The 23,225-nt window shown below is 40.3% G+C and carries 22 protein-coding genes and 1 riboswitch; of the genes, 8 read left to right on the top strand and 14 right to left on the bottom strand.

Features of this window, described 5'->3' with window-relative positions; genetic code table 11:
- Nucleotides 1-9 precede the first annotated feature (9 nt).
- The gene (locus C7B70_RS12575) at nt 10-1,152 is read right to left on the bottom strand and encodes a hypothetical protein (RefSeq protein ID WP_106369381.1); all 1,143 of its coding nucleotides are present in this window, start codon (nt 1,150-1,152) and stop codon (nt 10-12) included.
- Between the two features lie 11 nt (nt 1,153-1,163).
- The gene (locus C7B70_RS12570) at nt 1,164-1,358 is read right to left on the bottom strand and encodes a CbtB-domain containing protein (protein ID WP_106369380.1); all 195 of its coding nucleotides are present in this window, start codon (nt 1,356-1,358) and stop codon (nt 1,164-1,166) included.
- Nucleotides 1,359-1,381: 23 nt separating this feature from the next.
- Nucleotides 1,382-1,522: riboswitch (cobalamin riboswitch) on the bottom strand.
- Between the two features lie 30 nt (nt 1,523-1,552).
- On the opposite strand from C7B70_RS12570, the gene C7B70_RS12565 reads away from it, so the two are divergent.
- Nucleotides 1,553-1,966: a hypothetical protein gene (locus tag C7B70_RS12565; protein ID WP_146134037.1), complete on the top strand. Its 414-nt coding sequence runs from the start codon at nt 1,553-1,555 to the stop codon at nt 1,964-1,966.
- A 51-nt stretch (nt 1,967-2,017) separates the two neighbouring features.
- On the opposite strand, the gene C7B70_RS12560 is transcribed toward C7B70_RS12565, so the two are convergent.
- From C7B70_RS12560 to C7B70_RS12545, 4 genes are all read right to left on the bottom strand, one after another.
- A complete protein-coding gene (locus tag C7B70_RS12560; RefSeq protein ID WP_106369378.1) occupies nt 2,018-3,766 on the bottom strand; it encodes an ABC transporter ATP-binding protein in 1,749 nt (582 codons plus the stop codon).
- Between the two features lie 114 nt (nt 3,767-3,880).
- A complete protein-coding gene (locus tag C7B70_RS12555) occupies nt 3,881-4,672 on the bottom strand; it encodes an Rpn family recombination-promoting nuclease/putative transposase (protein ID WP_106369377.1) in 792 nt (263 codons plus the stop codon).
- Between the two features lie 59 nt (nt 4,673-4,731).
- On the bottom strand, nt 4,732-5,595 hold the full coding sequence (locus tag C7B70_RS12550; protein ID WP_106369376.1) for a fructosamine kinase family protein: 864 nt from the start codon (nt 5,593-5,595) through the stop codon (nt 4,732-4,734).
- Nucleotides 5,596-5,601: 6 nt separating this feature from the next.
- A complete protein-coding gene (locus C7B70_RS12545) occupies nt 5,602-6,885 on the bottom strand; it encodes a pitrilysin family protein (RefSeq protein WP_106369375.1) in 1,284 nt (427 codons plus the stop codon).
- Between the two features lie 150 nt (nt 6,886-7,035).
- Between C7B70_RS12545 and C7B70_RS12540 the strand changes: the two genes are divergently transcribed.
- From C7B70_RS12540 to C7B70_RS12530, 3 genes are all read left to right on the top strand, one after another.
- Nucleotides 7,036-8,460: a hypothetical protein gene (locus C7B70_RS12540; RefSeq protein ID WP_106369374.1), complete on the top strand. Its 1,425-nt coding sequence runs from the start codon at nt 7,036-7,038 to the stop codon at nt 8,458-8,460.
- Between the two features lie 22 nt (nt 8,461-8,482).
- A complete protein-coding gene (locus tag C7B70_RS12535) occupies nt 8,483-9,469 on the top strand; it encodes a Gfo/Idh/MocA family protein (RefSeq protein ID WP_199192232.1) in 987 nt (328 codons plus the stop codon).
- A 165-nt stretch (nt 9,470-9,634) separates the two neighbouring features.
- Nucleotides 9,635-11,803 carry a DNA cytosine methyltransferase gene (locus C7B70_RS12530; protein WP_106369372.1) on the top strand — a complete coding sequence of 723 codons (2,169 nt, stop codon included), beginning with the start codon at nt 9,635-9,637 and terminating at the stop codon, nt 11,801-11,803.
- 54 nt (nt 11,804-11,857) lie between these two features.
- On the opposite strand, the gene nth is transcribed toward C7B70_RS12530, so the two are convergent.
- Complete coding sequence (gene nth / locus C7B70_RS12525; protein WP_106369395.1) at nt 11,858-12,523, bottom strand: endonuclease III; 666 nt, start codon at nt 12,521-12,523, stop codon at nt 11,858-11,860.
- Entirely contained in the window at nt 12,520-13,605 is a 1,086-nt protein-coding gene (gene rseP, locus C7B70_RS12520) for an RIP metalloprotease RseP (RefSeq protein ID WP_106369371.1), read from the bottom strand. The genes nth and rseP overlap by 4 nt, the downstream gene beginning before the upstream one ends.
- Before the next feature lie 466 nt (nt 13,606-14,071).
- Between rseP and C7B70_RS12515 the strand changes: the two genes are divergently transcribed.
- Nucleotides 14,072-14,737, top strand: coding sequence for a hypothetical protein (locus tag C7B70_RS12515; RefSeq protein ID WP_199192231.1), 666 nt, complete (start codon nt 14,072-14,074; stop codon nt 14,735-14,737).
- A gap of 158 nt (nt 14,738-14,895) precedes the next feature.
- Here the strand turns inward: C7B70_RS12515 and serS are convergent, their stop codons facing one another.
- Both serS and C7B70_RS12500 read right to left on the bottom strand, forming a co-directional pair.
- The gene (serS, locus tag C7B70_RS12505; RefSeq protein WP_106369369.1) at nt 14,896-16,167 is read right to left on the bottom strand and encodes a serine--tRNA ligase; all 1,272 of its coding nucleotides are present in this window, start codon (nt 16,165-16,167) and stop codon (nt 14,896-14,898) included.
- Nucleotides 16,168-16,221: 54 nt separating this feature from the next.
- Nucleotides 16,222-16,797, bottom strand: a complete 576-nt coding sequence (locus tag C7B70_RS12500) for a DUF3611 family protein (protein ID WP_106369368.1) — start codon at nt 16,795-16,797, stop codon at nt 16,222-16,224.
- Between the two features lie 497 nt (nt 16,798-17,294).
- On the opposite strand from C7B70_RS12500, the gene C7B70_RS12495 reads away from it, so the two are divergent.
- Nucleotides 17,295-17,642 carry a PadR family transcriptional regulator gene (locus C7B70_RS12495; RefSeq protein ID WP_106369367.1) on the top strand — a complete coding sequence of 116 codons (348 nt, stop codon included), beginning with the start codon at nt 17,295-17,297 and terminating at the stop codon, nt 17,640-17,642.
- A 41-nt stretch (nt 17,643-17,683) separates the two neighbouring features.
- On the top strand, nt 17,684-18,214 hold the full coding sequence (locus tag C7B70_RS12490) for a cofactor assembly of complex C subunit B (protein WP_106369366.1): 531 nt from the start codon (nt 17,684-17,686) through the stop codon (nt 18,212-18,214).
- Nucleotides 18,215-18,382: 168 nt separating this feature from the next.
- Here C7B70_RS12490 and C7B70_RS12485 read toward each other — a convergent pair whose 3' ends face one another.
- Complete coding sequence (locus tag C7B70_RS12485; RefSeq protein WP_106369365.1) at nt 18,383-18,697, bottom strand: DUF3155 domain-containing protein; 315 nt, start codon at nt 18,695-18,697, stop codon at nt 18,383-18,385.
- 327 nt (nt 18,698-19,024) lie between these two features.
- Between C7B70_RS12485 and C7B70_RS12480 the strand changes: the two genes are divergently transcribed.
- Nucleotides 19,025-20,278 (top strand): ATP-binding protein, encoded by a 1,254-nt coding sequence (locus tag C7B70_RS12480; RefSeq protein ID WP_106369364.1) that lies wholly within the window; start codon nt 19,025-19,027, stop codon nt 20,276-20,278.
- Here C7B70_RS12480 and C7B70_RS12475 read toward each other — a convergent pair.
- From C7B70_RS12475 to C7B70_RS12465, 3 genes are all read right to left on the bottom strand, one after another.
- On the bottom strand, nt 20,275-21,522 hold the full coding sequence (locus C7B70_RS12475) for an S-layer homology domain-containing protein (protein WP_199192230.1): 1,248 nt from the start codon (nt 21,520-21,522) through the stop codon (nt 20,275-20,277). The genes C7B70_RS12480 and C7B70_RS12475 overlap by 4 nt on opposite strands.
- A 225-nt stretch (nt 21,523-21,747) precedes the next feature.
- Entirely contained in the window at nt 21,748-22,626 is an 879-nt protein-coding gene (locus tag C7B70_RS12470; protein WP_106369363.1) for an alpha/beta fold hydrolase, read from the bottom strand.
- A gap of 57 nt (nt 22,627-22,683) precedes the next feature.
- On the bottom strand, nt 22,684-23,223 hold the full coding sequence (locus C7B70_RS12465) for an HAD-IIIA family hydrolase (RefSeq protein ID WP_106369362.1): 540 nt from the start codon (nt 23,221-23,223) through the stop codon (nt 22,684-22,686).
- Nucleotides 23,224-23,225 lie beyond the last annotated feature (2 nt).

The raw sequence follows: 23,225 nt of genomic DNA, 5'->3' as shown, positions 1-23,225 counted from the left end.
CCAACGTCTCTACACCAAAATTCTCCGACGGCTTGTTAACCCGATCGCTAAACCTATTATTACCGTACCTATTAAATAACCAAAGCTAATTAACCGATTTGGTAAAGGCGTAGCAACGGCGGCTACTTCTATTTCTTCTGTGGCGACAATGGGTTTAAATTGACTATTTGCCGAATTTGGGATAGCTTCTACTTCTAACTTGTGCGGTGCGCCATCAAAAAATTGTTGCTGCCACTTTAACTTACCTGTAGCATCGGGAATCCCCTCATAAGCAAAAGCTACCCAGTTATCTTCTAGTTGAGTAGTTTTGAGCTTAAAAGTTACATCTGTTAGCGGCTGATTAGTTTTTGCATCGATTGCGCTAACTTGTAAATTAGCTAATTCTCCTACTCTGGCGTAGTTATCGCCGCTTATTTGTACTTGTAGCTGAGAATTATTGCTAACGGTGGTTTCTTCCGGCGTTGCATGGAAATGATCGTGAGACTTGGATACTTCGGCGCTAACATTAACTACAAGCAAACTTGCGATCGCCACTAACACCGCTCCACTCAATAACAATCGTACTCGCACCGGCGCAATTTCTCCTCTTTGAGGCAAAGATTGTTTACCCATCACCCAACCGCCACCAATCCCTACAGCTAACAAAACCACAAGTAATATAGCGTAATTGCGATACTTAACCGGATTTTCTGGCACATCAAGAGTTAAAGTTTGCTCGATGGGGCTAAATTGATTTGCTGCAATCGGGGTAACATTTACCAATAACTTGTATTTGCCCCGAATTGGCAGCATTTGCTGAAATTGGACTTTACCTTCTGGGGCGATCGCTGCTAATTCTAGTAACGTAGTACCTTCCACTACCGGAAAATCTGTAGCTAAAAAAGGAGTGTTAGGCGGTGTAAATATTTGGACTTTAAATAAACTATTTGCCAACAATTCCCCCGCAGAATTTCGCGCCGTTAATGTTAATAAAGTAGGCGATTGGGGTTTTGTAGCTTCCGCTTCAAAGGGGTAAAACTGCCCCACTGGTGGACTTGTGGTTAGTTGAATAGGCGATCGCACGGTTTGAGATAAGCCAATAGTCACTAAGAAAAGTACGCTCATCAAGCCTGTTATGGTCATGATGAGCGCCGAGCGCTGAGATTTTGACATTTTAGACTAAATTAATGGCAACTAATGGTCAAAGTGTGATGGCGCAAAGAGTGCATTGAATCGTGTACGGCGGGATAAGTAGAAAAATATACCGTCCATAGGCTCAAAGCGCATAGAGAAGTATAAAGTGTCAACTGTACAGGCAACGATAAAGTCCAACCAATCGCCCGTTTTTGAACGTAAGTAAAATTATTTGTAGCTCTCACAACCAGTGTTCCTCGCACATTAATGTAAGTTATTCGCGCATTGCAGGCATTCTGACTTAGAGATTTTACTAATTGTCTCATTACAGTTGCGGAACAGTGTCGGAATTGCACCGAACTTTCCCTTGCGTTGAGCAATTATTCTAGCACTAAGCGCGATCGCCAAAACTAACAGTAAAATATAATGCTAATTAGTCTTGAGGATAAGTAACGATATGTGTACAGGTTGTTTACTATTTTCTGCTTTAATGCTGTTTACGCCCGCAGGAGACGCAACCCCAGCCAAGGGAGTTTCTGTAGCCCAAGAAACTCAAGTAGCCATTACACAAATGGTTAAGCAATTGCCCAAGTCTTCAGATACAAGGTTATTACGCAGTGGATTATTAGAATTGCATTCGCAATTAGCGACTACAAAAAACGACACTCAAGCCCAAGAAATTATTGATAGCGAACTAAATATTTTATCGCAACAGTTAAGTAATTCTTCTAGTGGGGAAGAAGTAACCGAGTTATTGGAAGATATGTTGATAGAAGATGAGCCAGCACCGCTTGTAAAAAGTTTAAACTCTGCGCCGCATAAATCCATTCCAACTTGGGGCTGGCTGCGTTAAATAACTGTTTTTTAGATACCCTTAACTTAGGGGCTATACGCCCCAAATTTCTTACTTTAATATTTCCTCTAACTGGTGCTGATTCCAAAGAGTTTGATACAATCCTGGCTGTTTCACCAATTGCGCGTGAGTACCAGCTTGGACTATTTGCCCTTTATCCATCACTAAGAGTCTATCGGCGGTAGCGGTGGCGGATAATTGGTGAGAAATAAACACAACGGTTTTGCGTTTAGTACCTTGAGAAAGATTATTTAAGATATCGGTAGCGGTTTGATTATCAACGCTAGAAAGCGCATCATCCAATATTAGTACAGGGGCATCTACTAGCATGGCTCTAGCTAAAGCTGTACGCTGCCTTTGACCGCCAGAGAGAGTAATTCCGCGTTCTCCGACAATAGTTTTGTATTCTTGGGGGAAAGTGCGAATTTCTCCGTCTATTTGGGCAACTTTGGCACTATATTCAACTTCTGCTTGGTCGCTGACTGGATCGCCGTAACGAATGTTATTTTTAATTGTGGTACTAAAAAGAAAGCTATCTTGAGGTACATAGGCGATCGCCTGACGCAATGAATCTAAGTCAAGTTGGGTAATATCTACCCCATCTAAAAATAATTGTCCTGGTTCAATATTTAGCAAGCGTGGTAAAGCATTAGCCAGCGTTGATTTACCCGAACCAATAGCACCTACAATAGCTACAGTTTCTCCCGGAGAAATTGTTAAATTGACGTTATCTAAAGCTGGAATAGTAGCGCCGGGATAGGTAAAGCTAAGATTAACCGCTTTTAGTTCACCTTTTACTTGTTCTTTGGGTAAATGGACAACTTGGTCAGAGTTTTGAATTTTGGGGGTGACAGTTAAAATAGATTCAATGCGATCAATACTAACTTCACCCCGTTGGTAAGCCGTAATTGTAAAGCCTAACAAGGCGGTGGGAAATACCAAACGCTCTACATAAATTAAAAGCTTAAGAAAATCACCGATAGTAATTTGTTCAGAAATAATTTGACTAGATCCCAGCCACAACAAAATTAGTAAACTAATATAAGCAAGTCCTCCCACAAGCGGAAACAAAGTATTGCGGGTTTTGGCTAGTTTTAAGTTAGCAGCTAAAAGCCTTTGGTTATTTTGACTAAAAGCACGGCGCTCGTTTTCTTCTTGGGCGTAGATTTTAATTAAAGCAATTCCGCTCATATCTTCTTGAATCAACTCACTAACAAGGGAAAGCTCCTCTTGTACCTCTAGTTGTTCGTTGCGGAGGCGATCGCTAAATAACTGTACAGTAACTAGCATAAATGGATAAATAGCGATCGTTGCTAGAGTTAGCTGGACGCTAATTGCTAACATTGCTGGGAGGGTAAGAGCGTAAGCAAATACCGTATTTGCCAAACTCAGCACCGCAAACCCCACCAATCGCCGGATATTTTCAACATCGCTAGTGGCGCGGTTAATCAAGTCACCCGCCGTATTCAGGGCAAAATAAGCAGGTTCTAACTTTAGCAGGTGTTGAAAAATCTTTTGTTTCAGGTCAAATTCTACCTGTCGCCCGACACCAAATAAAGCAAGGCGGGAAACCATGCGTATTACCCACATGATCGAACTAAGAACAATAATTAGGATTACATAACGTAAAATTTGGTCGAAAGTGAACGCAGATTGAAATTTATCGACAATTTCCCCAATCAACTGCGGAATATAAACACCAATAGCATTAACAACAAGTAAAGCAACAATACCTACAGTAGTTGCTTGCCAATGGGGACGCAAATAGGAAACAAGTTTAGCAAATCGAGATTGAGCCATTAGAGCAATTGAGCAAATAATTACGATTTTAACGTTTGGCGATCGCAGTAGTTATGGTCAAAAGTTAGGTAATGGCTGTACAATCTTACTTTTTGCCGATAATCGCCGTTACATTTAAGGCTGTTTTGGTAGTAATTGTCTAACTACTTCAATATCAATGGCTAAGGCTTGGGCTATTTGCTCTACACTCAGCCCCAATTCTATCAAGCTTGGCACAGTTTCTAACTTGGCGGCTAAACGCCCTTGTTGTTCTCCTTCGGTAAATGCTTCTTGGTAAACTCTGGTATTTCTAATCAAGTCTAAACCTAACATTGCTTCAACCTCCTGACGGCTAAGAGAAGGAAATTTGTATATTACTATCGTCTCAATAAACTCGATAATCTGCTGCTGCAATTGTTCGTCAGTTAACTGTTGTCGGGCTTTAGCAATTAGCGATTTAGCTGTAGTGGCGGCTATTTTCTCGTTTTCTACCACTAACTGAATAATCCCAACACCAAGAGACTGATTTTGCCCAAGTTCGTCTAAGTATATTCTTTTAACGTGATCGCCCCCTAAGATGAATTGATAAGGTAACGGTGGCTCAGATTCTATACTCCGCTTTGGATAAACTACAATTGCTTGCCAATTATTTATAGTTTTGTATTGGTACAAATATAAAAAGATTTCTGCAAAAAGACGATAGTAAAATGTTTCGTCTTTTTGAAACTGTACTTCAACAAAGTATATAGGTAAATTTGGTTCGTCTGGGGAGGGTAAAAACAACCCATCCAAGCGGAAGGCAACTTGTTTAAGCTCAATAGAGGTAAATTGATAAGCATTAGCTTGAGTACCAGGTTGACCAATCAATTCAAAAAATATACTCGGAAATTCTTGAAATAATTGGTAAAAAAGAGTAGCAGTTTTCACAGGCAAATTTGGTAACGTAGAGACGTTGCACCGCAACGTCTTCTATATGATGGTGAGAATTATATAATGTTAAGAATTTGAGAAATCATGCGATTAGCCGCAGATGCGTAACCACCACCAAATAAATTAAAGTGATTGAGAATGTGGTAAAGGTTATACAAAGTTTTGCGTTGCTCGTAACCCGGAGCTAAAGGAAAAACCTCGTTGTAGCCGTGATAAAAAGCCGCCGGAAACCCGCCAAATAGTTCTGTCATGGCAATATCGACTTCGCGATCGCCATGATAGGTTGCAGGGTCAAAAATGACTGGTTCTCCTCCCTCTGTACAAGCGGCGTTACCTCCCCACAAGTCCCCGTGTACTAAAGATGGTTGCACTTGGTGCGATAGCAATTGGGGGAGATATGCTAACAATTGTTCTTGCTGAGGGAAATTTCCCCCCTTACGTTTAGCTAATTGAAATTGATAACTTAAACGGTGTTGAGCATAAAATTCTACCCAGTCTTTAGTCCAATTATTAATCTGCGGTGTAGAACCAATCGTATTGTTTTGTTCCCACCCAAAACTATTAGAGCTATTAGCGCGGTGCATTGCGGCTAAGTTGCGTCCCATTTCCTGCCAAGAATTAGTAGTTCCAGCGCCCAATTTTAGCCACTCTAAGACGATGTAAGCCGAATTTTCAGCTACTCCCCAACAAATCGGTTTTGGGACGCGGATAGTGTTTGTTTGCGCCATTTCCTGCAACCCTAATGCTTCGGCTGCAAACATCTCAACTTTAGCAGCTTCATTTAGTTTCACAAAGTAAGTGCGCTCTCCATCGCTAACCGCGTAACCTTGATTGATGCAGCCACCACTTACCGGGTGATGACTGGCAATTTTAAACTTTGGTTGAACTTGGGAGATATGCGCGGCTATTTGCGTCCACATACTTAATTAAGGCTTGAGAATAACCGCACCGTAAGCATTAGGTGAGAGATACTTTTGGGCGGCGGATTGCATTACCGACACATCCAAGGCTTGAATCCTAGAAGGGTAATCAAAGGCTGGTTCTAGGTTTCCTACCATAGATTGATAATAACCGTATAAACCCGCGCGATCGCTCGGAGTTTCGTTAGCAAAAATAAATCTGTTTGCTACTTGAGTACGAATCCGGGCAATTTCCCATTCTTCCACAGGCTGAGTTTGAATAGTATTTATATGCTGGGCGATGGCTGTTTCTACTTGGGCTAAGTTTTCTACCGGAAGCGTTGCAGAAATATAGAAAGTACCTTGCAAGCGTTGAGTTATGTTGCTTACAGAAATGCTCGAAACAAGTCCTTTTTCTTCCCGCAAATCTCGTACTAGCCTTGAAGTACGCCCCGAACCTAAAATTGCTGCTAAGACATCTAAAGCGTAAGTTTCTTGAAGGTTGCTCAATCCTGGAACGCGCCAAACCATTACTAATCGAGCTTGTTGTAGACTATCATCTTTTAACTCGTGGCGGACAATTTCTGTAAAAGCAGGTTCTTCTTTAAGGGTATTTGCTAAAGGTGGATGGTTAATAACTGGTAAGGGATTAGTAGATTCGGTAAAACCATCGGAAACAATTTTAATTAATTCATCTACGGGTAAATTACCCACAGCGACGGCGGTAATTGAGTTAGGTTGATACCAAGAGGTATGAAAATCGCGCATTTGTTGCGGCTGAAGTTGAGAAATTACGTCAAATTCTCCTAATACCGGGCGACGATAAGGTAAACGATCAAAAGCGGTTTGCATTGCTTGGGCAAAAGTGCGCCGACGAGGATTATCATCGCTGCGGCGGATTTCTTCTAAAACAACTAACTTTTCTCGACTAAAAGCATCGTCAGGAATTAAGGAATTAAGCACTACATCAATTTGCAGAGGTGCGAGGCTGGCAAAATCTTTTGGGGCGGTGGTGATGTAGTAATGAGTGTAATCTTGGCTAGTTGCTGCATTAGTAACCGCTCCTCGCTCCTCAATTCGGCGTTCAAATTCCCCGCTCACAATACGTTTAGTTCCTTTAAAAACCATATGTTCGAGAAAGTGAGCCATACCATTGATATTATCAGGTTCATTAGCAGAACCCACATTAACCCACAAACTTAGGTTAACGGCTTCTACTGGCATTTGCTCGGCTACAATTGTCAAACCGTTAGGTAGCCGATGTAGGGTAGGAGAATTTAAGCGGGGTGGTTTTACAGCAGTTAAAGTCATTGGTAATACGCAAAAAGCCAGTATTTCCTTATTTTAGCCATTCTTGAGAACAGACTGAAAAGATCGTACTATTTTGGGTAAGTCTTTGCTTGTGCTTTGCGAAGTCTCAACCAAAAGATATACATATTTTTTCACTGCTTTACGTAAGTTATGCTATCGGTTCAACAAATAAAAGCTAAAAAAAAATCTGTTCGCCGCAATCTTTGGTTAGAAAAGTTACTAGCAATTATTGCCTTGGCAAACTTAATTTTAGTAGGTTTCGATCTTAGTTACATACCTTGGCGAGATTTTTACTTTGCTGAAGCACCTACAATAGTTAAATACTATGACCAAGTTAAAGGTATAGAACCCCACCGCGAAACTCAAAGATATCTCAATAAAGTTGAGCAATTAGAAACCCAAGTTGAGCAAACAGGATTGCAATCCCTAGAAGTTGAAAACTTGTTGCAACAATTGCGTCAACTTAGCAATGAAATGATTGAAGATAATCCTTTTGATGTGGCAGGTAAAACGGGAAGTTTAGCTAAAATTAAAAGATTAATGCGTCTCCATGTAGCTAATTTTAATAATCGTTCTATAGAAGCATCAGCCCACGAAGCCTTTACATTATTTTGGAGTCAATTATATTTATCTCAAGCAGATTGGCAGAAAGAAATTAGTTTTTTTAATACTCAATTACGCCCTTTAATTGAAACTAATTACTATCGAGATATAGGAGAAAATAGTCAATTTATAGATAATTTTTGGTTAATAGATTTACCATTTGTAGTCATCTTTAGTCTAGATTTTTTAATTCGGACATTTTTTATTAGCCTCCGCAACAGATTAAGTTGGTTAGAAGCAATGTTACGGCGCTGGTACGATATTTTGCTGCTAGTACCTGTGTTGCGGTGGTTGCGAGTAATTCCGGTAACGATTCGCCTCTATCAATCTCAGCTACTAAATCTTACAGCCGTACGATCGCAAATTAATCACGATTTTGTTGCTAATTTTGCCGAAGAAATTACCGAAGTTGTTGGGGTTAGAATCATAGATCAGCTTCAAGAAGCAATTATTAATGGTAGCATTAGTCGCCGACTGCTACGTTCTAAAAGTGGTGGTTATATAGATATTAATAACACTCATGAAATTAGTGCGATCGCATCTCGCTTAGTAAAATTAAGCGTTCATCAAGTTATCCCAAAAATTCAGCCGGACGTAGAAGCGTTGATACATTACAATCTTCAAACTATACTTAATCAGTCTCCAGTATACAAACAGCTTCAAAACGTGCCAGGGGTAAGTAATTTGCCGAAGCAGTTAGCGAGTGAGATTGCCAAATCTGCTTATAGTGTGATCGTAAATATGACGGAAGATCGAACAAGTGCAAAAATGTGGCAGCAGCTAACTGACAATTTTAGTAAAACTCTAGAAACAGAGTTGCAAAAAGAACATAATCTTAAAGAAATTCAAAACTTGCTCGTAGATTTATTAGAAGAAATTAAGATTAACTATGTTCAAAACATTGGTGAAGGCGGGATAGAAGAAATTTTAGAAGAATCTGAGCAAATTAGACGAATTAAGCGTAAAAAATAAAATTATTAAGGAAGAGAAAATCATGGTTAATTCTTTAGAAATAAATACCCCGATTAGAGTAGGTTTAGTTGGTACGGGTTTTGTAGCAAAGCTTAGAGCCGAGATATTGCAGCAAGACTTGAGAGCTAAATTAGTAGCAGTAGTTGGTAGTACGCCTGAGAAAACCGCCGAATTTGCTCAAAAATATGCAGTGGAGGCGATCGCATCTGTAGAAGACTTAGTAAGCTTAGATATAGATTTAGTAATTGTTGCAACTATCAATAGCGAACATGGTTCCGTTTGTCATCAAGCCTTGCAACACGGAAAGCACGTTGTAGTTGAGTATCCTTTGTCTTTAGATGTACACGAAGCGGAAGAACTAATTAACCTAGCGAATCGGCAAAATAAACTACTGCACGTAGAACATATAGAATTACTCGGCGGATTGCACCAAGCCTTAAAAGAAAATTTATCAGCCACTGGTAATCCATTTTACGCCCGTTATAGCACCTTAAATCATCAATCTCCTGCACCTCAGCGTTGGACTTACAACAAAGAATTATTTGGATTTCCCTTGAGTGGCGCAGTATCGCGGCTTCACCGCCTGACCGATTTATTTGGCACTGTTGCGACTATTAGCTGTCAAAATCGCTATTGGGGGATGGATGGAGAGTTTTACAAGGCTTGTTTATGTACAACACAGTTGCAGTTTACTAACGGACTTATTGCTGAAGTTGTTTATGGTAAAGGTGAAACTATCTGGATAGACGAACGTAAATTTACTGTTGATGGCGAAAAAGGCGGTTTAAGTTTTGATAAGGAAGATGGCAAATTAATCAATGCGGAAGGGACAAAACTCATCGAAGTAGGTACGCGCCGGGGTTTATTTGCCCAAGATACAGATATGCTATTAAACCATTTAATCAATGGGACGCAGTTATATGTTAGTTCCACAGCAAGCCTGTACGCGCTTAAAGTAGCTGATGCAGCTAGGCGTTCCGCTCAAACTGGTCAAACTGTGGCTTTGTAGACTGTGCGATCGCATTAATCACATCTAATTTGCATAATAACTTAATAGGCTGGCATTTTCTACTTAACTTATTGCAGGCTAGTCATACTGCTTTTTGATTAACGTATCCTACAAGAGTAGTAAGCGCACTTGATATAAATCTGATGTTTAATTGAATCTATCAATATGTTAAAGTTTATCGATCTTTTTGCAGGAATTGGTGGTTTTAGGCTGGCTTTTGAAAGAGCAGGTTATCAGTGTGTTTATTCTTGTGAAATAGATGAAGCTTGTCAGAAAGTTTACTTTAATAATTTTGGAGAAATTCCCCAAGGCGATATCACTCAAATAAATATTAAAGCGATACCAAACTTTGATATTTTAACAGCAGGATTTCCTTGTCAACCTTTTAGCATTTGTGGAAAACGCGGAGGTTTTCAAGATACGAGGGGTACGCTCTTTTTTTATATCTGTGAAATTATTGCAACTAAAAGTCCAAGCGTAGTTATTTTAGAAAATGTAAAGCACTTAATTCATCACGATAAAGGCAGAACTTTAGATGTAATTCTTTATGCTTTAGAAGATTTAGGCTATTTGGTTGACTACAAGGTTTTAAATGCTAAAAACTTTGGGGTTGCCCAAAATAGGGAAAGAATCATTATTATTGCAACCAAAAACATAAAATTTAATTTTAGTAAGCTTAATTTAGTTCATCCTGTTCCTCAGCTACAAGATTTTTTATGTCAAAACAATGCTTTTGAATACTTAAAAAGTGAGGAATATACAATAATAGATAACCCCAAAGAACAAGTGTCTAATTTAATTTTTGTCGGGTATCGTAATAAAAACATTTGGAAAAAAGGAGTAAGACCTAATACTCATCATCTTTCACGAGTACATCATCAACCTAATAGAATTTACTCCATAGTAGGAGTTCATCCTACTATCCCTTCTCAAGAAACCTCTGGAAGATTCTTTATTTACATTCCCAAAGAAAATGTAGTTCGTAAATTGACTATTAAAGAGTGCTATCGCTTAATGGGCTTCCCTGATGATTTTAGAGTTCATAGTAATTTAGGAGAATCTTACAAACAAGTTGGTAACTCGGTTTGCGTTCCTATGATCTATGAATTGGCTATGCAAATAAAAAAACAAATACTTGCTTCTACATTTCAACATCAATACATACAAAGCAACGATTCTAAGGTTTTTTCAGTCAAAAATATTCAGTTAAAACTACCAGTTTTTAATTCTATGAATCATAGAGATAAATTGATACAAAGCTATGAAGCTTCAGAAGATATTGAAGATATACAAGAAATGATTAGTATTGAGAAGCAAGACTTTTTAAGTGAAATTGCTCAAAAGTGTTTCCTGCAAAAAGGTGTATATACTGTTTTGATAACTTTATTAGTTCATAAAATACTTTATCCAGCGCAAGATATTAGATATCATCAATCTAATATGGAAGGTGGCTTTTCAGGTAGAACTATCGATACTCAGCATATTACACCTACGTTAAAAGAATTGGGACTTCCAGCAATGGCTGAAAGTGGTTGGCTAACCCGTTCTTTGGAGCAACCTTACCCTTACACTGTTGATTACAATGGTAAAATTAGCGATAAAGCTGTCAAAAAAGCTTTTTTGCAAGTTATTGATTATGTTCAAAGTGAACCTGAACAAGCGGAAATTATTTTAATATTTTTTCTTCATCAAGTTAGAAAAGGGATAAAAAAAAGCAAAGTAATAATTACCAGATTATCGAATGCCGATAAATTAGACATTAATGCTATTTTAAGTTGTTTAGACGAACATTTTGAGTTTAGCTATAAAACTTCTGGAGCTTCAAAACTACCTGTGCTTGCATTTTATGCTATCTACCAACTGTTACTTGTGGAAGTTGAAAGATATAATTCATGTAGCTTAAAGCCATTAGGAAGTCATACGGCTTCTGACCTCACATCGAAAAGTGCAGGAGACATAGAAATTTTTGACAAAAATAAAAGTTTAATTGAAGCTATCGAGATCAAACATGGCAAAAAGATTGATATGCAAATAATACGAATTGCAAAAGATAAGATTATTAAGTTTAATCCCCGAAGATATTGTATATTTTCATCGGCTGACATAGAAGTATCTCAATCTGAAGTCATTACGATAGAGGTTAAGAATATAGCTAAAGAGCATGGCTGTCAGATTATTATTAATGGAATCTTACCAACACTTAAATATTATTTAAGGCTAATTACGTCGCTAGAGGATTTTATTGCAAGTTATTCAAAATTAGTAGAAGAAGATAAAGAACTTAAGAGTATTCATAAAATAAAGTGGAATGAAATTTTGTTAAATCTAAGTTAGGTAGACAAAAATCACCCTTCATTTATCATCGCAGCTTTAATTCGATTCACCCATTTAATTATCTACAGGTAACACCGCCGACGGACACAAATCTGCAAGTATGCAAACGTCACATCGTGGACTTCTAGCTTTACAAACTTCTCTACCGTAGTAGACCAATCTAATTGACCAATTTTCCCAGTCTGGCTGAGGCAACAAGCGCATCAAATCGCGCTCAATGCGGATGGGATCGGTATATTCTGTCAAGCCTAGGCGATCGCATAACCGTTTAACATGAGTATCTACCGTTACCCCAGCATTAATGTTGTAACCATGCGCTAATACTACATTCGCCGTTTTTCGCGCTACTCCTGGAAGCCTTAACAATTGCTCCATACTTGCAGGTACTTGTCCGTTAAATTCTTGAATTATCAAAGCGCAAGCCGCTTTAATATTTTTAGCTTTATTGCGAAAAAAGCCTGTAGAACGAATTAAAACTTCTATTTCTTCAATTTCAACCTTTGCCAAAGCCGCCGCATCGGGAAAACGGCGAAACAACTCTGGCGTAACTAAATTAACTCGCTCGTCGGTGCATTGCGCCGATAAAATAGTTGCCACCAGAAGTTGTACGGGGGTTTCGTAGTTTAGCGTACAAGGTGCGTTTGGATAAAGAGTTTTCAAACGCACCAAAATCTCTAACGCCCGTTGCTTTTTAACCGCCCATTTGCGAGTTATGCTCACTGAAATAGCTTTTGTACCCACTCCAAGTTTGCCGTGTCGCGCACGATTAAAAATATTCCCAAACCTAACAATAACATCAGCCCAGTTTGCATTACCCCATCTTGAATTTTTGCAGGTAAAGGTTTGCCGCGTACAGCTTCAAATAACAAAAATGCCAATTGACCGCCATCTAAAGCAGGTAAGGGCAAAGTGTTGATTACTGCCAGGTTAATGCTAATTAAAGCCGCAAATTGCAGCAAATTAGCAGCATCCGAACGAGCAATTTTTGCACCAAAATCAACGATCGCAATGGGGCCAGAAATTTGACCCGCCGTTTCGCCAAAGTTGCCGATTAGTTGCCCAAAACCACCAATAGTTAACACGACAATACGTTGAAATTCTATAGCCGCCGCGCTAAAAGCATCTAACACACTAACTTTCGTGCGTTCTACGCTGCCATTAGGAGCTAAAGCAATGCCAATACTACCGCGATCACCTGTTTTTGCTTCTGGGGTAACATTGACGGTTAATTGCTCGTCTTTACGCCCAATTTTTAACTGGAGTGGCTGTCCTGCACTCTTTCTGATAATTTGGCTCAAAGCCTCCATTTCTTGTAAGGAATTACCAAAAGTGCGATCGTTTACTCCTAAAATTACATCGCCGGGTTTAATTCCCGCATCCGTTGCAACTCTACTAACATTTGCAGCTAATTCCGGTACTAATACCCCTGGTAAACTAGCTTGGGGAATGCCCACAAAGCCAATATGTGTAACCAGTAGTAAGTAAGCAAAAATTAAATTAGAAATTACTCCAGCGCTAATGACGATCGCGCGATCAATTACCGGGCGATTGCCCAGTAAATCGGGGTCGTTGGGGGGAATTTTACTATCAGGGTCGTCATCAGGAAAACCAACGAAACCACCGAGGGGAAAGGCTCTAACAGCATACTCGGTTTCTGTTCCCTGATACTTAAATAAAACAGGGCCAAAACCTAAAGAAAAACGGTTAACGTGAATACCCTGAGAACGGGCGGCTACAAAGTGTCCGAGTTCGTGTACTACTATAAGCACCGCTAAAACTGCGATCGCTGCCAATACTGACATAGAAAATTTTAATTAAACGCAACATTTCTTCAATTCTACGCTGATGTCGCCTTGCACGGGGTAAAGGAAGAGGAATTAAGAGTAGGTTTTTATAATAGTGCGATCGCATTAACCCGCATTAAAAATAGCTAGCGGTAAATCGGGGCATACTAATTATAATTTTCTTGGCAATTTAGGTGGTCAGTTCAATAGCAAGGCGTGACGCGCTTTTTAAACAAGCAATCAAATCCGATCGCTGGAAGTAGTTGCTACTTTTTACGATGCTGTTATGGGTAAGAAGCGAGAGATGGAAGTTATCTTATCGTATCCAGTCTAATTCTAAGGTTTCTCTCTTGCGGCAATTGTATAAAAAGAAACATTGCAGTGCTACTTATGCAATTAACCTTATGTTAATATTTACTTAATCTAATGATAAATACTGAATTGAGTTAAAGATGTGAGTTGCAGTAAAAGCAAGTCGATCATTATGCACGTGAAATCACTCTGGCACTGCCAAGTAAAACCTCTGAACCCATTACTGGCGTATATTTATATACCAGCAATAGTCGCACTACTAGCTCTAACCCTTGCAAGTCAACTAGCTGGGATACCAATATCGTATTTCACTCGTGACCCGTCAGCGATAATGGGGGTACCATTTTATATTGGCTTACTCTCAAACCTTGGTATTTTGCTGTGGTGTTCCTCTGCCGCTATTTGCTTGTTTAGCTTTATAGTCTTCCGAGGAGTTGTTAAAAACACCAAGTTTGCCTCTTTTTTCTTGTTCTCCGGCGTTTTAACGATTATTCTTCTATTCGACGATTTTTTCTTGATACACGAAAGTGTCTTTCCAGATTACTTGAATATTTCTGAAAAATTATTTTATGCCGGTTATGTACCAACACTGCTAACTTACCTGGTGACATTTAGAAAGATAATTTTAAAAACAGAATTTCTGCTTTTGCTCTTAGCTCTCAGCTTTTTTGGTTTGTCAATTTTCATCGACTTGTTCCAGCAGGCTTTTCACCTACTAAAACCTAATTTGGCAGATTTAATTGAAGATGGCTCTAAGTTGCTAGGAATTATTAGTTGGTGTACTTATCTCGTCAGGGTATGTATAAAACAGGTAAAAAGCAAGGTTTTGTTTCAATAAGGCTTGGGCTGCAAAAAATGACAGGAAGCGAACGTGAGCGATATAAGCATGAACTTAAGCCAAAGCTCTTAAGACTGACAAAACCGTATTTTATTATTGACTTGATCTTCAACGGTCATCACTATGGCACAAAAAACCTAACTTCCCAGCTAGGACAGTTATAAGACTTCGCGTTTGAGATAAGTTTGTAATACCTCTGGTATTTTCACCGTCCCATCGGGCTGCTGGTAATTTTCTAAAATTGCCGCCATTGTCCGCCCTACAGCTAATCCCGAACCATTTAGGGTATGAATGAACTGCGTACCTTTTTTCCCCGCTTCCTTAAAGCGGATTTGCCCTCTACGTGCTTGAAAATCTGTACAGTTAGAACAGCTAGAAATTTCTCGATATTTCCCTGCCGATGGTAGCCATACTTCCAAGTCGTAGCACCTCGCCGCCGAAAACCCCATATCGCCAGTGCATAGCTCTAAAACTCGATAAGGTAACTGCAAGGCTTGTAAAATAGCTTCTGCATCTTGGACTAATTTTTGATGCTCATCTTCAGAATTATTAGGATGAACAAATTTAACTAATTCAACTTTATTAAATTGATGCAGGCGAATTAAACCCCGTGTATCGCGCCCGTAAGAGCCAGCTTCTCGGCGAAAACAAGGCGTATACGCACAATGATAAATTGGTAAGTTTTCGACCGCTAAAATCTCCTCTCGATACAAGTTTGTAATCGGCACTTCTGCCGTTGGACTTAGCCATAAATCATCTTCTGCACATTTAAAGCTTTCTTCCGCAAACTTGGGCAATTGTCCTGCTGCTGTGAGGGATTGCGTATTAATTAATACTGGTGGCATCGCCTCTATGTACCCCACCCCAATATGGCGCTCTAGCATAAATTGAATTAATGCCCTTTCCAAAGCTGCACCCGCTCCTAATAGCGTCACAAACCGACTTTGGGCAACTTTTGCCGACCTCTCAAAATTAAATATTCCTAGTTTTTCGCCAATTTCCCAATGGGGCAAAATATCCGGGTTTTGGGGGATAAATTCATCTCCCCATCGGCGGACTTCAATATTCTCAGCTTCACTTCTTCCTATTGGTGTAGCGGCGCTAGGCAAGTTTGGCAAAGCTAAAAGTAGGGTTTTTAGTTGCTCAATCAATTCCCGCTCTTGGGGTTCTAATTCGCCCACTTGGGTTTTAACTTCGTTACCTTCACTTCTTAAAGCTGCAATTTCCTCATCTTGAGGATTAGCTTGCATTTTTTGCCCGACTAACTTACCAATTTCATTACTCCGGGCTTGGAGGTGCGATTTTTTTGCCTCCAGTTCTCGCATCTGCTTGTCTAACTGCAAAATCGGCTCTAAATCGTACTCGCCACGACGATTTAGTAATTCAAGCACCGTTTGAGGATGTTCTCTAATTTGTTTAATATCCAGCACGGATTATTACCTAATTTTTCTGCCCATAGTTCAACATATAATATCTTTTTTGGTTCATTTAGTAACGCGATTGAGTAAAAATAGCGTTGCTATAAGTCCGGCAAAATGAGCCGCAACAGTATTAGTATTTGCCTGGACTACAAAAATATCTACTGGGCGGATAACTTGTTGGGGGTTGTAAATAGCCGCGCCAAAACCTTGAGGTAAAGATAAAGAGCGCAATAACAAAATTCCGGCGATCGCCTGCGCCCCTAAAATAGTGAGTAATGTTCCTACCAAATTAACAATTAACCCTAAGCGCAAAATTTGAACTGTATCAGCTTTGCGCGGACGATTACTAGAATTAGTCGATTGTAAGCGTCTACCAATCCGGGTATAACGAAACGCTATATAACCGCCAATTCCTAAAGTAATAATTCCACTTACAGCAAAAACTATCCCAATCCCAGTTCCCGTACTTCTTTGCCCTTGAGTAGCTATATCTCGCCCTAGGCTGGCAAATATTAACACTAAGGTAGAAACGACCCCCAATACCAATTGCACCCAAAAACTAGCCCAGCCAGCTAAACGAAACGCCACAGCTATTTGCTGGAGGGCGACGGGAGGAGATTTTAATTCTGACTTTTCCACAATAAATAATTCCCTATGGGTGCTATAAATCTATACCTTTATATTTGAGCAATTCACTATAATTTTTGATTTAGCACGTCTTTAAGTGCGAAGCTCTGCGAGCGCGCTGGCGCTATCGCATCTTAGCTTACAGAAGCAATTTTATGATTTTGGCAGACAAACCTCAATAAACCGTTTAAGATTGCCTCAAATCTACTTTTTAGCAGCTTAGGACTCTAATTATCTCAAAAGTTCCCTTGATCTAGTTATTTATCCGCAAAATTACGCCAGCAACGGTAGTCACCCAAAGCCCTCAACTTTGTTGTTTTGAAATATTTACACCCATAATGTCTACAAAAATTCACAATTATATAAGTATTTAAGAGGTTAATTGACAATCCGAGAAAAATAAAGTTTACTGGATTTTTTTATACTCCCTTTATTATCCTGTCTCAAGCCACTGCAAAGAAGCTAATCACAATCCTACGTCTATCAAAACTTTACTAGGAGAGCGACACATGAACCTTGAGCATATCTATGAGTTTTTTCGCCATCGTCCTCCAACTTATTTAGGTCAAGAACTAGCAGTATGTTATGTTCTTTCCGTTTTAGTCGAAAAAGAATCCTATGGTACAGAGCTTATTGCTCTATTAGAAACCCAGCATCCTGGCTATCGGCTGTCTGACACAGTTTTGTATAGTGCCATTAAATTTCTAGAAGACGAAAAAGCGATCGCTGGTTATTGGAAAAAAGTTCAAGGACGCGGTCGTCCGAGGAGAATGTACCAAATTAATCCCCAATGGCAAACTCAATCTCAAGACTTGGCTCGTCTTTGGCGAGAATATATCACTACTAACCCTGGGTAGCCAATAATAAAGAAGTTGGTATGAGTTTTAACCCTTAAGCCGTGAATACTGCAACTATTCCCTCACTTTTTGTCTTGACTTTGGTGTTAGCAACAGGCTTGTTTTTCTTTATTCGCGCCTCTGCTAAAGATCGTACCGAGCAAGTAGAATTAATCTCTCAGCAACCGGAAGCCGCCCTAATGGCTCAACTACAAGAGTATTTTGACCGCCGCGCCTATCGCGTTGAAAGTCTAAATCAAGAAAATAACTCTGTTACTTTTACGGGTTTAGTTAGACCTAGTATTTTTCTAGCAATTCTGCTGACAATCCTTGCCAGTGCTGGTATTTTTAGCTTGATTTTGGCGCTGTCAACCTTGTTTCCCAGTTTGGGTAAAGTCTTGCTGTTGTTACTACTTGCTTCCCCCATAGCAGGGATTTTTTACTGGAGAAAAGCTGGTCGTACAGAACAGGTATCTTTAAAGTTGCAACCTTCAGGCGATCAGGATGTGTCAATTTGGGTTAAAGCCCACCGCGATGAAATTCTTGAACTACGCCAAGCTATCCCCTTCACAGAGGCGAGCGAGCGCGAGTAATCATTTATTCAGCAAAAAATTACCCCACCCAAACCTAGTTGTTTGAGTAGGGTCACAATTCGCCTAAAATTAATTTTCACACCCTGGTACTTTCGATAAAAAACCTCAAAATCAATATCTTAAAGGATTTATAGCCGATTAATACCACTTAATTTATTAACATCGCCTTTACTTGCGGATGGTAACTAATTCCTTTTCTGTAGGATTTTCTAAAAACCGCAGACTAGGAAACAAAAAATGATTCTCTTCAACGTACTGCGCCCCAAACAACCCTTTTTCTGCCCAAAAGTAACGATCAGTCGTGTGTTCGTTCCGTTTGACAAGTAGCAGGGCTGGCGGTAAGATACCCTCCGCTTGAATATATTTTCTGGCGGCGGTTACAGGCTTATCTTCCCCACTTTCGATGCTAAATTGAGGTACGTGTTCCAGGATTCGGCGACCCTCTTGACGACGACGACTTTTCCGTTTCCGTCTTCTTGCCAACTCTTTGTCCTCCTCTTTAAACGAGCAAATATTGTAGTTATGGCTACAATTTACTCGTCAGTATATCTTTCTGAATTTTTAAAATCAAGTTATATTAAGCATTTGATACAAAGTCATCAAAATATGGTTAAAAACTGGTTTAAAGTTAAGAGTTTGTTTAATAAAGTTAACAATAGTTAAAGATGCGAGTTAAGAATAAAGTTAGACAATGGGATTGCGGCAAAAAAATTCCATCGGCGCTGGAAACAGCTAATAGCTAAGTTCCCTTGTTAATATGAGGCAATCCCGGTAGTGTGGGCAAGCCAAATAAGTTTTAGTATGTGAAGAATGCTGACCAGTGCTGATTTTGTTGCTTTATGTCAAGTCCAAGTTGCTATGCTCACCCAGAGATTGGGAGCGGTATGGAGCATCGTGTATTTAACTGAGGAATTGGAAGAAAAAGAAAGCAGCCAAGCTAAGTTAATTCCCGTATTTGCTTATCCTGATTTAGCCGCTTGGCAAAAAGCAAAAGCCGCCAAAGGAGGTATGTTATTGCAAGAGGCGGGGGAGAATACGCCAAAAATTCTCCCAAATAACGCGCCTACCCCTGTACCCTTGCCTGCAAGAGAATTCTGGCAAGACAAAACACCGATGCAGCCCTTAAGCCTGACTAGACAAATGGTATTGCCTTTAGTGTATGAAGGGCTGTTGACGGGATTGCTAGTAACGGGGAGAGAAGATCGCCCCTGGAATGAAACCGAGCGTAAAGAAATTGAAACTATTGCTCAAACTTTAGCGATCGCCCATTCAATTGATCGGCGCAGAGAATGGGTAGAGCAACAACTAAACAAACAGCAAAATTTACAGCAGCAGCAAAGAGACTTATTAGATAACTTATTGCACCAATTCCGCAACCCGTTAACGGCATTGCGAACCTTTGGCAAGTTATTGCTCAAACGCTTTACACCCGAAGACGCAAATAGGGCTGTAGCTGATAATATTATTCGTGAAAGCGATCGCCTGCAAGAATTTCTCAAACAATTTGATCAAGCTATAGATTTGACGATAGACGATTTAGAACCACAGAAAGCTTTAACATCCAAGCTAAAACTCCTGCCTTTGTTACCCGCCGCCAGTAGCAACCAATTATTTGTAGGAGCTATATTAGCGCCCCTAGTAGAATCAGCAAAAGCAATCGCGCTGGAGAGAAATTTACAATTATACGCAGAAATCCCGGCAAATTTAGTCGCCGTTAAAGCTGACGAAAGGGCATTGCGGGAAGTATTGAGCAATTTGATTGATAATGCTTTGAAATACACCCCCGAAGGAGGGCAAATTAAGATTTGTGCTGGGCTTACGCGCCCTAGCTTTCAAGGCGTAGCCGTTAGCGATACTGGGGGAGGAATTCCCCCCAATGATTTAGAAAAAGTATTCGAGCGACATTATCGAGGAGTACAGGAAAATTCGGCAATTCCGGGTACAGGATTGGGTCTTGCGATCGCCCTGGAATTGGTAGAACAAATGCAGGGTGAAATTGAAGTTTTCAGCCCTGCACAAAATGGTCTAGGAACAGAGTTTATTGTCTGGTTGCCTTTACTTTAGCGGTTGAGCGCCAAATTTGAAGTCAAGGTTAGGGGCAAATCGGTATCGGGATCGATGGCGATTAAATCAACACTATTTCTACCCAAGAATACGCCGACTAAAGTACCAACACCCGCACCGCCTAAAACTTCCTCCGTAGCGATCGCGCGATCGCCTGTGACGGCAGAAATTGCCGCCGCAGCCGCAGCACCCAAAGCCGCATCTTTAACTACATTACCGACATTAATCCCTTTGCGGATACGCTCAGTTTTTGTAATTACTTCCGAAGTGGCGCTAATATCGTACCTCTGACCGCCAGACAATACCAATTCCTTAGCGTAAAATTGCGAACCCCCTTGGGCTGGGCGCAACTCGCCAACTACTTTGCTACCTGCGGGCATTAAAATTGTGCCTCCACTGGTGACAACGTTTTGGGCTACTGTCAGCGTCAACGGAGCCGTTTCGTCTTTTGTGACCAAAATCCGCTCGGCTTGGTCGTACTTGACCGGAATAGTAGTTCCTGAAGGGATTGTGATCGCTTGGGGTGTGGTGGGAGTAGTGGTTTGGGCTTGTCCGACAACGTAAGCTGAATTAATTGCCGATACTTGCCCCGACTCTACCAAAGCTTGGTAGATAAAGGCTGCTACCTCAGCGCGGGTTGCTGTGCGCGTGGGGTTAAGAAATTTAACGTTGGGATAGTTAACAACAATTGCCCTTTCTGTTGCTGCTGCAATCGGATTACGAGCATAACTAGAGATGCTGTTATCGTCGTTGTAGTATTGGCTCAGAGTATTTGAATTGTTTGAGTTGTAATCTAAACCACTAGCCAAAGATACTAAAACTTGTTCGCGGGGAATATTTTGTTCTGGTTGAAAACGATTTCCTGGATAGCCGGAAAGAAAGCCTGTTCTATAGGCTTCTTCAATTGCACTAGATGCCCAATAGTTTGCTGGCACATCAGTAAAATTGATCACGTTGCGTTCAGGGTTTTTTTCAAAGGCTTTACGGACAATTGCCGCAAACTGAGCGCGGGTTACGTTTTGATCGGGGCGGAAAGTACCATCAGGAAACCCGGCAATAATATCGCGTCTTGAAAGTTCACCAATGAAAGAACTTGCCCAGTAATTGCTAGATACATCGTTGAAAGTTGTGTTTTGAGCAAAGGAAGGCGCAGCCATAATTGCTGGGGCAATACTACCAGCGCTAAGGGCGATCGCCATGATTCCGGCGGTTCTTGCTTGCAAGCGATTTGAAAAAATAGCCATTAGTACAGATTCCTTTTAAGAAGTTTATTAACTGTTTTCTTAATTACTTAGATTCATTAAAGTGTATATTGTTCCTATTTTGTCTACTTATATAGAGGTATTTATTTAATGGTTCAAAATTGCAACTATAGTAGTTTAAGGACAAATTTAAGCATAAACTGCCCCCCATGTCAGAAGACGAAATTTAAAATAATAAGTTGCTTTAGTAGCGATAAATAGTCTTATTTAAGTGATATTACTTAAATAAAATTCTAATAAACCAATTACTACTTCTGGCATTTCTAGATGAGGCAATACACCTGCGCCAAAAATGCTTTGGAGCTTAATGGATGACGGATTTAGTTGTGTCAAACGCCGCCCCAATTTAATATCTGTAAACTGTGCTGATTCTCCCCACAGCATGAAGGTAGGTGTAGTTAAGCGTTGAATATATAAAGACAAGTCAAAGTAAAGATCGCCCCGTAAAAAAGCTAAAGCGGCATAAATGGCGTTGGGCTGTTGGGCGGAAGCAAGATAAGCTTGGACTATTTCTGGAGAAATGCGGCGGGGATTGGCAAATAAAAATCGTTCGAGGAAGTTCCGCACAGCAATTTCATTTTCAGCGCCCAAAGTGTAGATTAAGCGATCTATTAGCGGTGTATTGATAACTTGTAATGGTATTCTACGCCCCGCACCTTGTCCGAAATCATCAAACCCCGATGGAGAAACTAAAACTAAAGCTTTAAATAAATCTGGGCGATCAATTGCGAGGCGAATAGTTAAAGCCGCAGTTAGAGAAGAAGCGACAACGATCGCGGGTAGCCTACAAACTTGGGATATAAATTCAGCAATAGTCGTGAGGTAATCGTCAATTCCATAATCGCGCACTGGATGATCCGATTCTCCCCAACCAATTAAATCTGGCGCAATAACGCGATAATTATTAGTAAACGCTGGGTAAACTTTAGACCATTCGTAAGCAGAAGCCCCACCGCCAAAACTATGTAGAAATATCAATGGGGGTAATTGCCGTTCTAAGGAGGTTACGGGGCTGTAGTAGACCATTTTCCCTAAAGATGTATCTACGGCTTGTTGGACGAAGTTAGGAGGTTGAAATTGCAGCATAGTGGGGGGAGTATTTGCAGTAAACAGATTGGAAATCGCCGATAAAACAATTTCATTTCAGGAATCGCCATAGGTTCTACGCCAGTTTTCGGCTTGTTGAAACTTGATTTTGGCAGAATTTGCGGCTTGTTTATCTTCGGGGCGATCGCCTACAAAAATAGTTTTGCCTGCATTATGTATTTCCATTACTAGCAATAGCATTCCGGGGTTTGGTTTGCGAAAGGTTCCCGATAGCTGATGTTTGTTATAGTCGCGTACTTCTTTTGGTGTGACGCAGAAACATTTTTTTCCGGCAAAATCTGGGCAAAAGTAAACTTCTTCAATTTCTGGGAGTAAAACCATTGTTTGCTGTTGTTCTTTGACACAGCTAGTTAGGGATTTTTTACCCGCCGCGACTCCCGCTTGATTGGTTACAGCTACTATTTTCCAGCCAACACTTGCAAAATAGGCGATCGCGCCTTCCGCCCCTGGGATAATTTTTTGATCTCCCGGATGTTCGATAAACTTGTTGTCAGAACGAGGCGATCGCACTGTTCCATCTAGATCGACAATTAAAAGATTTCCAGTGTTAATCGTTTCTATATCTTCCTGTTCCATCG

Source organism: Chlorogloea sp. CCALA 695 (assembly GCF_003003885.1).
GTDB lineage: Bacteria > Cyanobacteriota > Cyanobacteriia > Cyanobacteriales > Chroococcidiopsidaceae > Aliterella.
Note: the sequence above shows the minus strand (reverse complement) of the source record. Positions and strands in the feature narration are given on the sequence as shown.

Excerpts from the sequence above, each read along its gene's own strand:
- C7B70_RS12545 (WP_106369375.1), bottom strand. The coding sequence starts at position 6,885 with ATGACTTTAACTGCTGTAAAACCACCCCGCTTAAATTCTCCTACCCTA.
- C7B70_RS12470 (WP_106369363.1), bottom strand. The coding sequence starts at position 22,626 with ATGCTGCAATTTCAACCTCCTAACTTCGTCCAACAAGCCGTAGATACA.
- C7B70_RS12495 (WP_106369367.1), top strand. The coding sequence starts at position 17,295 with ATGAACCTTGAGCATATCTATGAGTTTTTTCGCCATCGTCCTCCAACT.
- rseP (WP_106369371.1), bottom strand. The coding sequence starts at position 13,605 with ATGTCAGTATTGGCAGCGATCGCAGTTTTAGCGGTGCTTATAGTAGTA.
- C7B70_RS12515 (WP_199192231.1), top strand. The coding sequence starts at position 14,072 with ATGCACGTGAAATCACTCTGGCACTGCCAAGTAAAACCTCTGAACCCA.
- C7B70_RS12475 (WP_199192230.1), bottom strand. The coding sequence starts at position 21,522 with ATGGCTATTTTTTCAAATCGCTTGCAAGCAAGAACCGCCGGAATCATG.
- C7B70_RS12575 (WP_106369381.1), bottom strand. The coding sequence starts at position 1,152 with ATGTCAAAATCTCAGCGCTCGGCGCTCATCATGACCATAACAGGCTTG.
- C7B70_RS12480 (WP_106369364.1), top strand. The coding sequence starts at position 19,025 with ATGCTGACCAGTGCTGATTTTGTTGCTTTATGTCAAGTCCAAGTTGCT.
- C7B70_RS12560 (WP_106369378.1), bottom strand. The coding sequence starts at position 3,766 with ATGGCTCAATCTCGATTTGCTAAACTTGTTTCCTATTTGCGTCCCCAT.
- C7B70_RS12540 (WP_106369374.1), top strand. The coding sequence starts at position 7,036 with ATGCTATCGGTTCAACAAATAAAAGCTAAAAAAAAATCTGTTCGCCGC.
- C7B70_RS12530 (WP_106369372.1), top strand. The coding sequence starts at position 9,635 with ATGTTAAAGTTTATCGATCTTTTTGCAGGAATTGGTGGTTTTAGGCTG.
- C7B70_RS12465 (WP_106369362.1), bottom strand. The coding sequence starts at position 23,223 with ATGGAACAGGAAGATATAGAAACGATTAACACTGGAAATCTTTTAATT.
- C7B70_RS12550 (WP_106369376.1), bottom strand. The coding sequence starts at position 5,595 with ATGTGGACGCAAATAGCCGCGCATATCTCCCAAGTTCAACCAAAGTTT.
- C7B70_RS12535 (WP_199192232.1), top strand. The coding sequence starts at position 8,483 with ATGGTTAATTCTTTAGAAATAAATACCCCGATTAGAGTAGGTTTAGTT.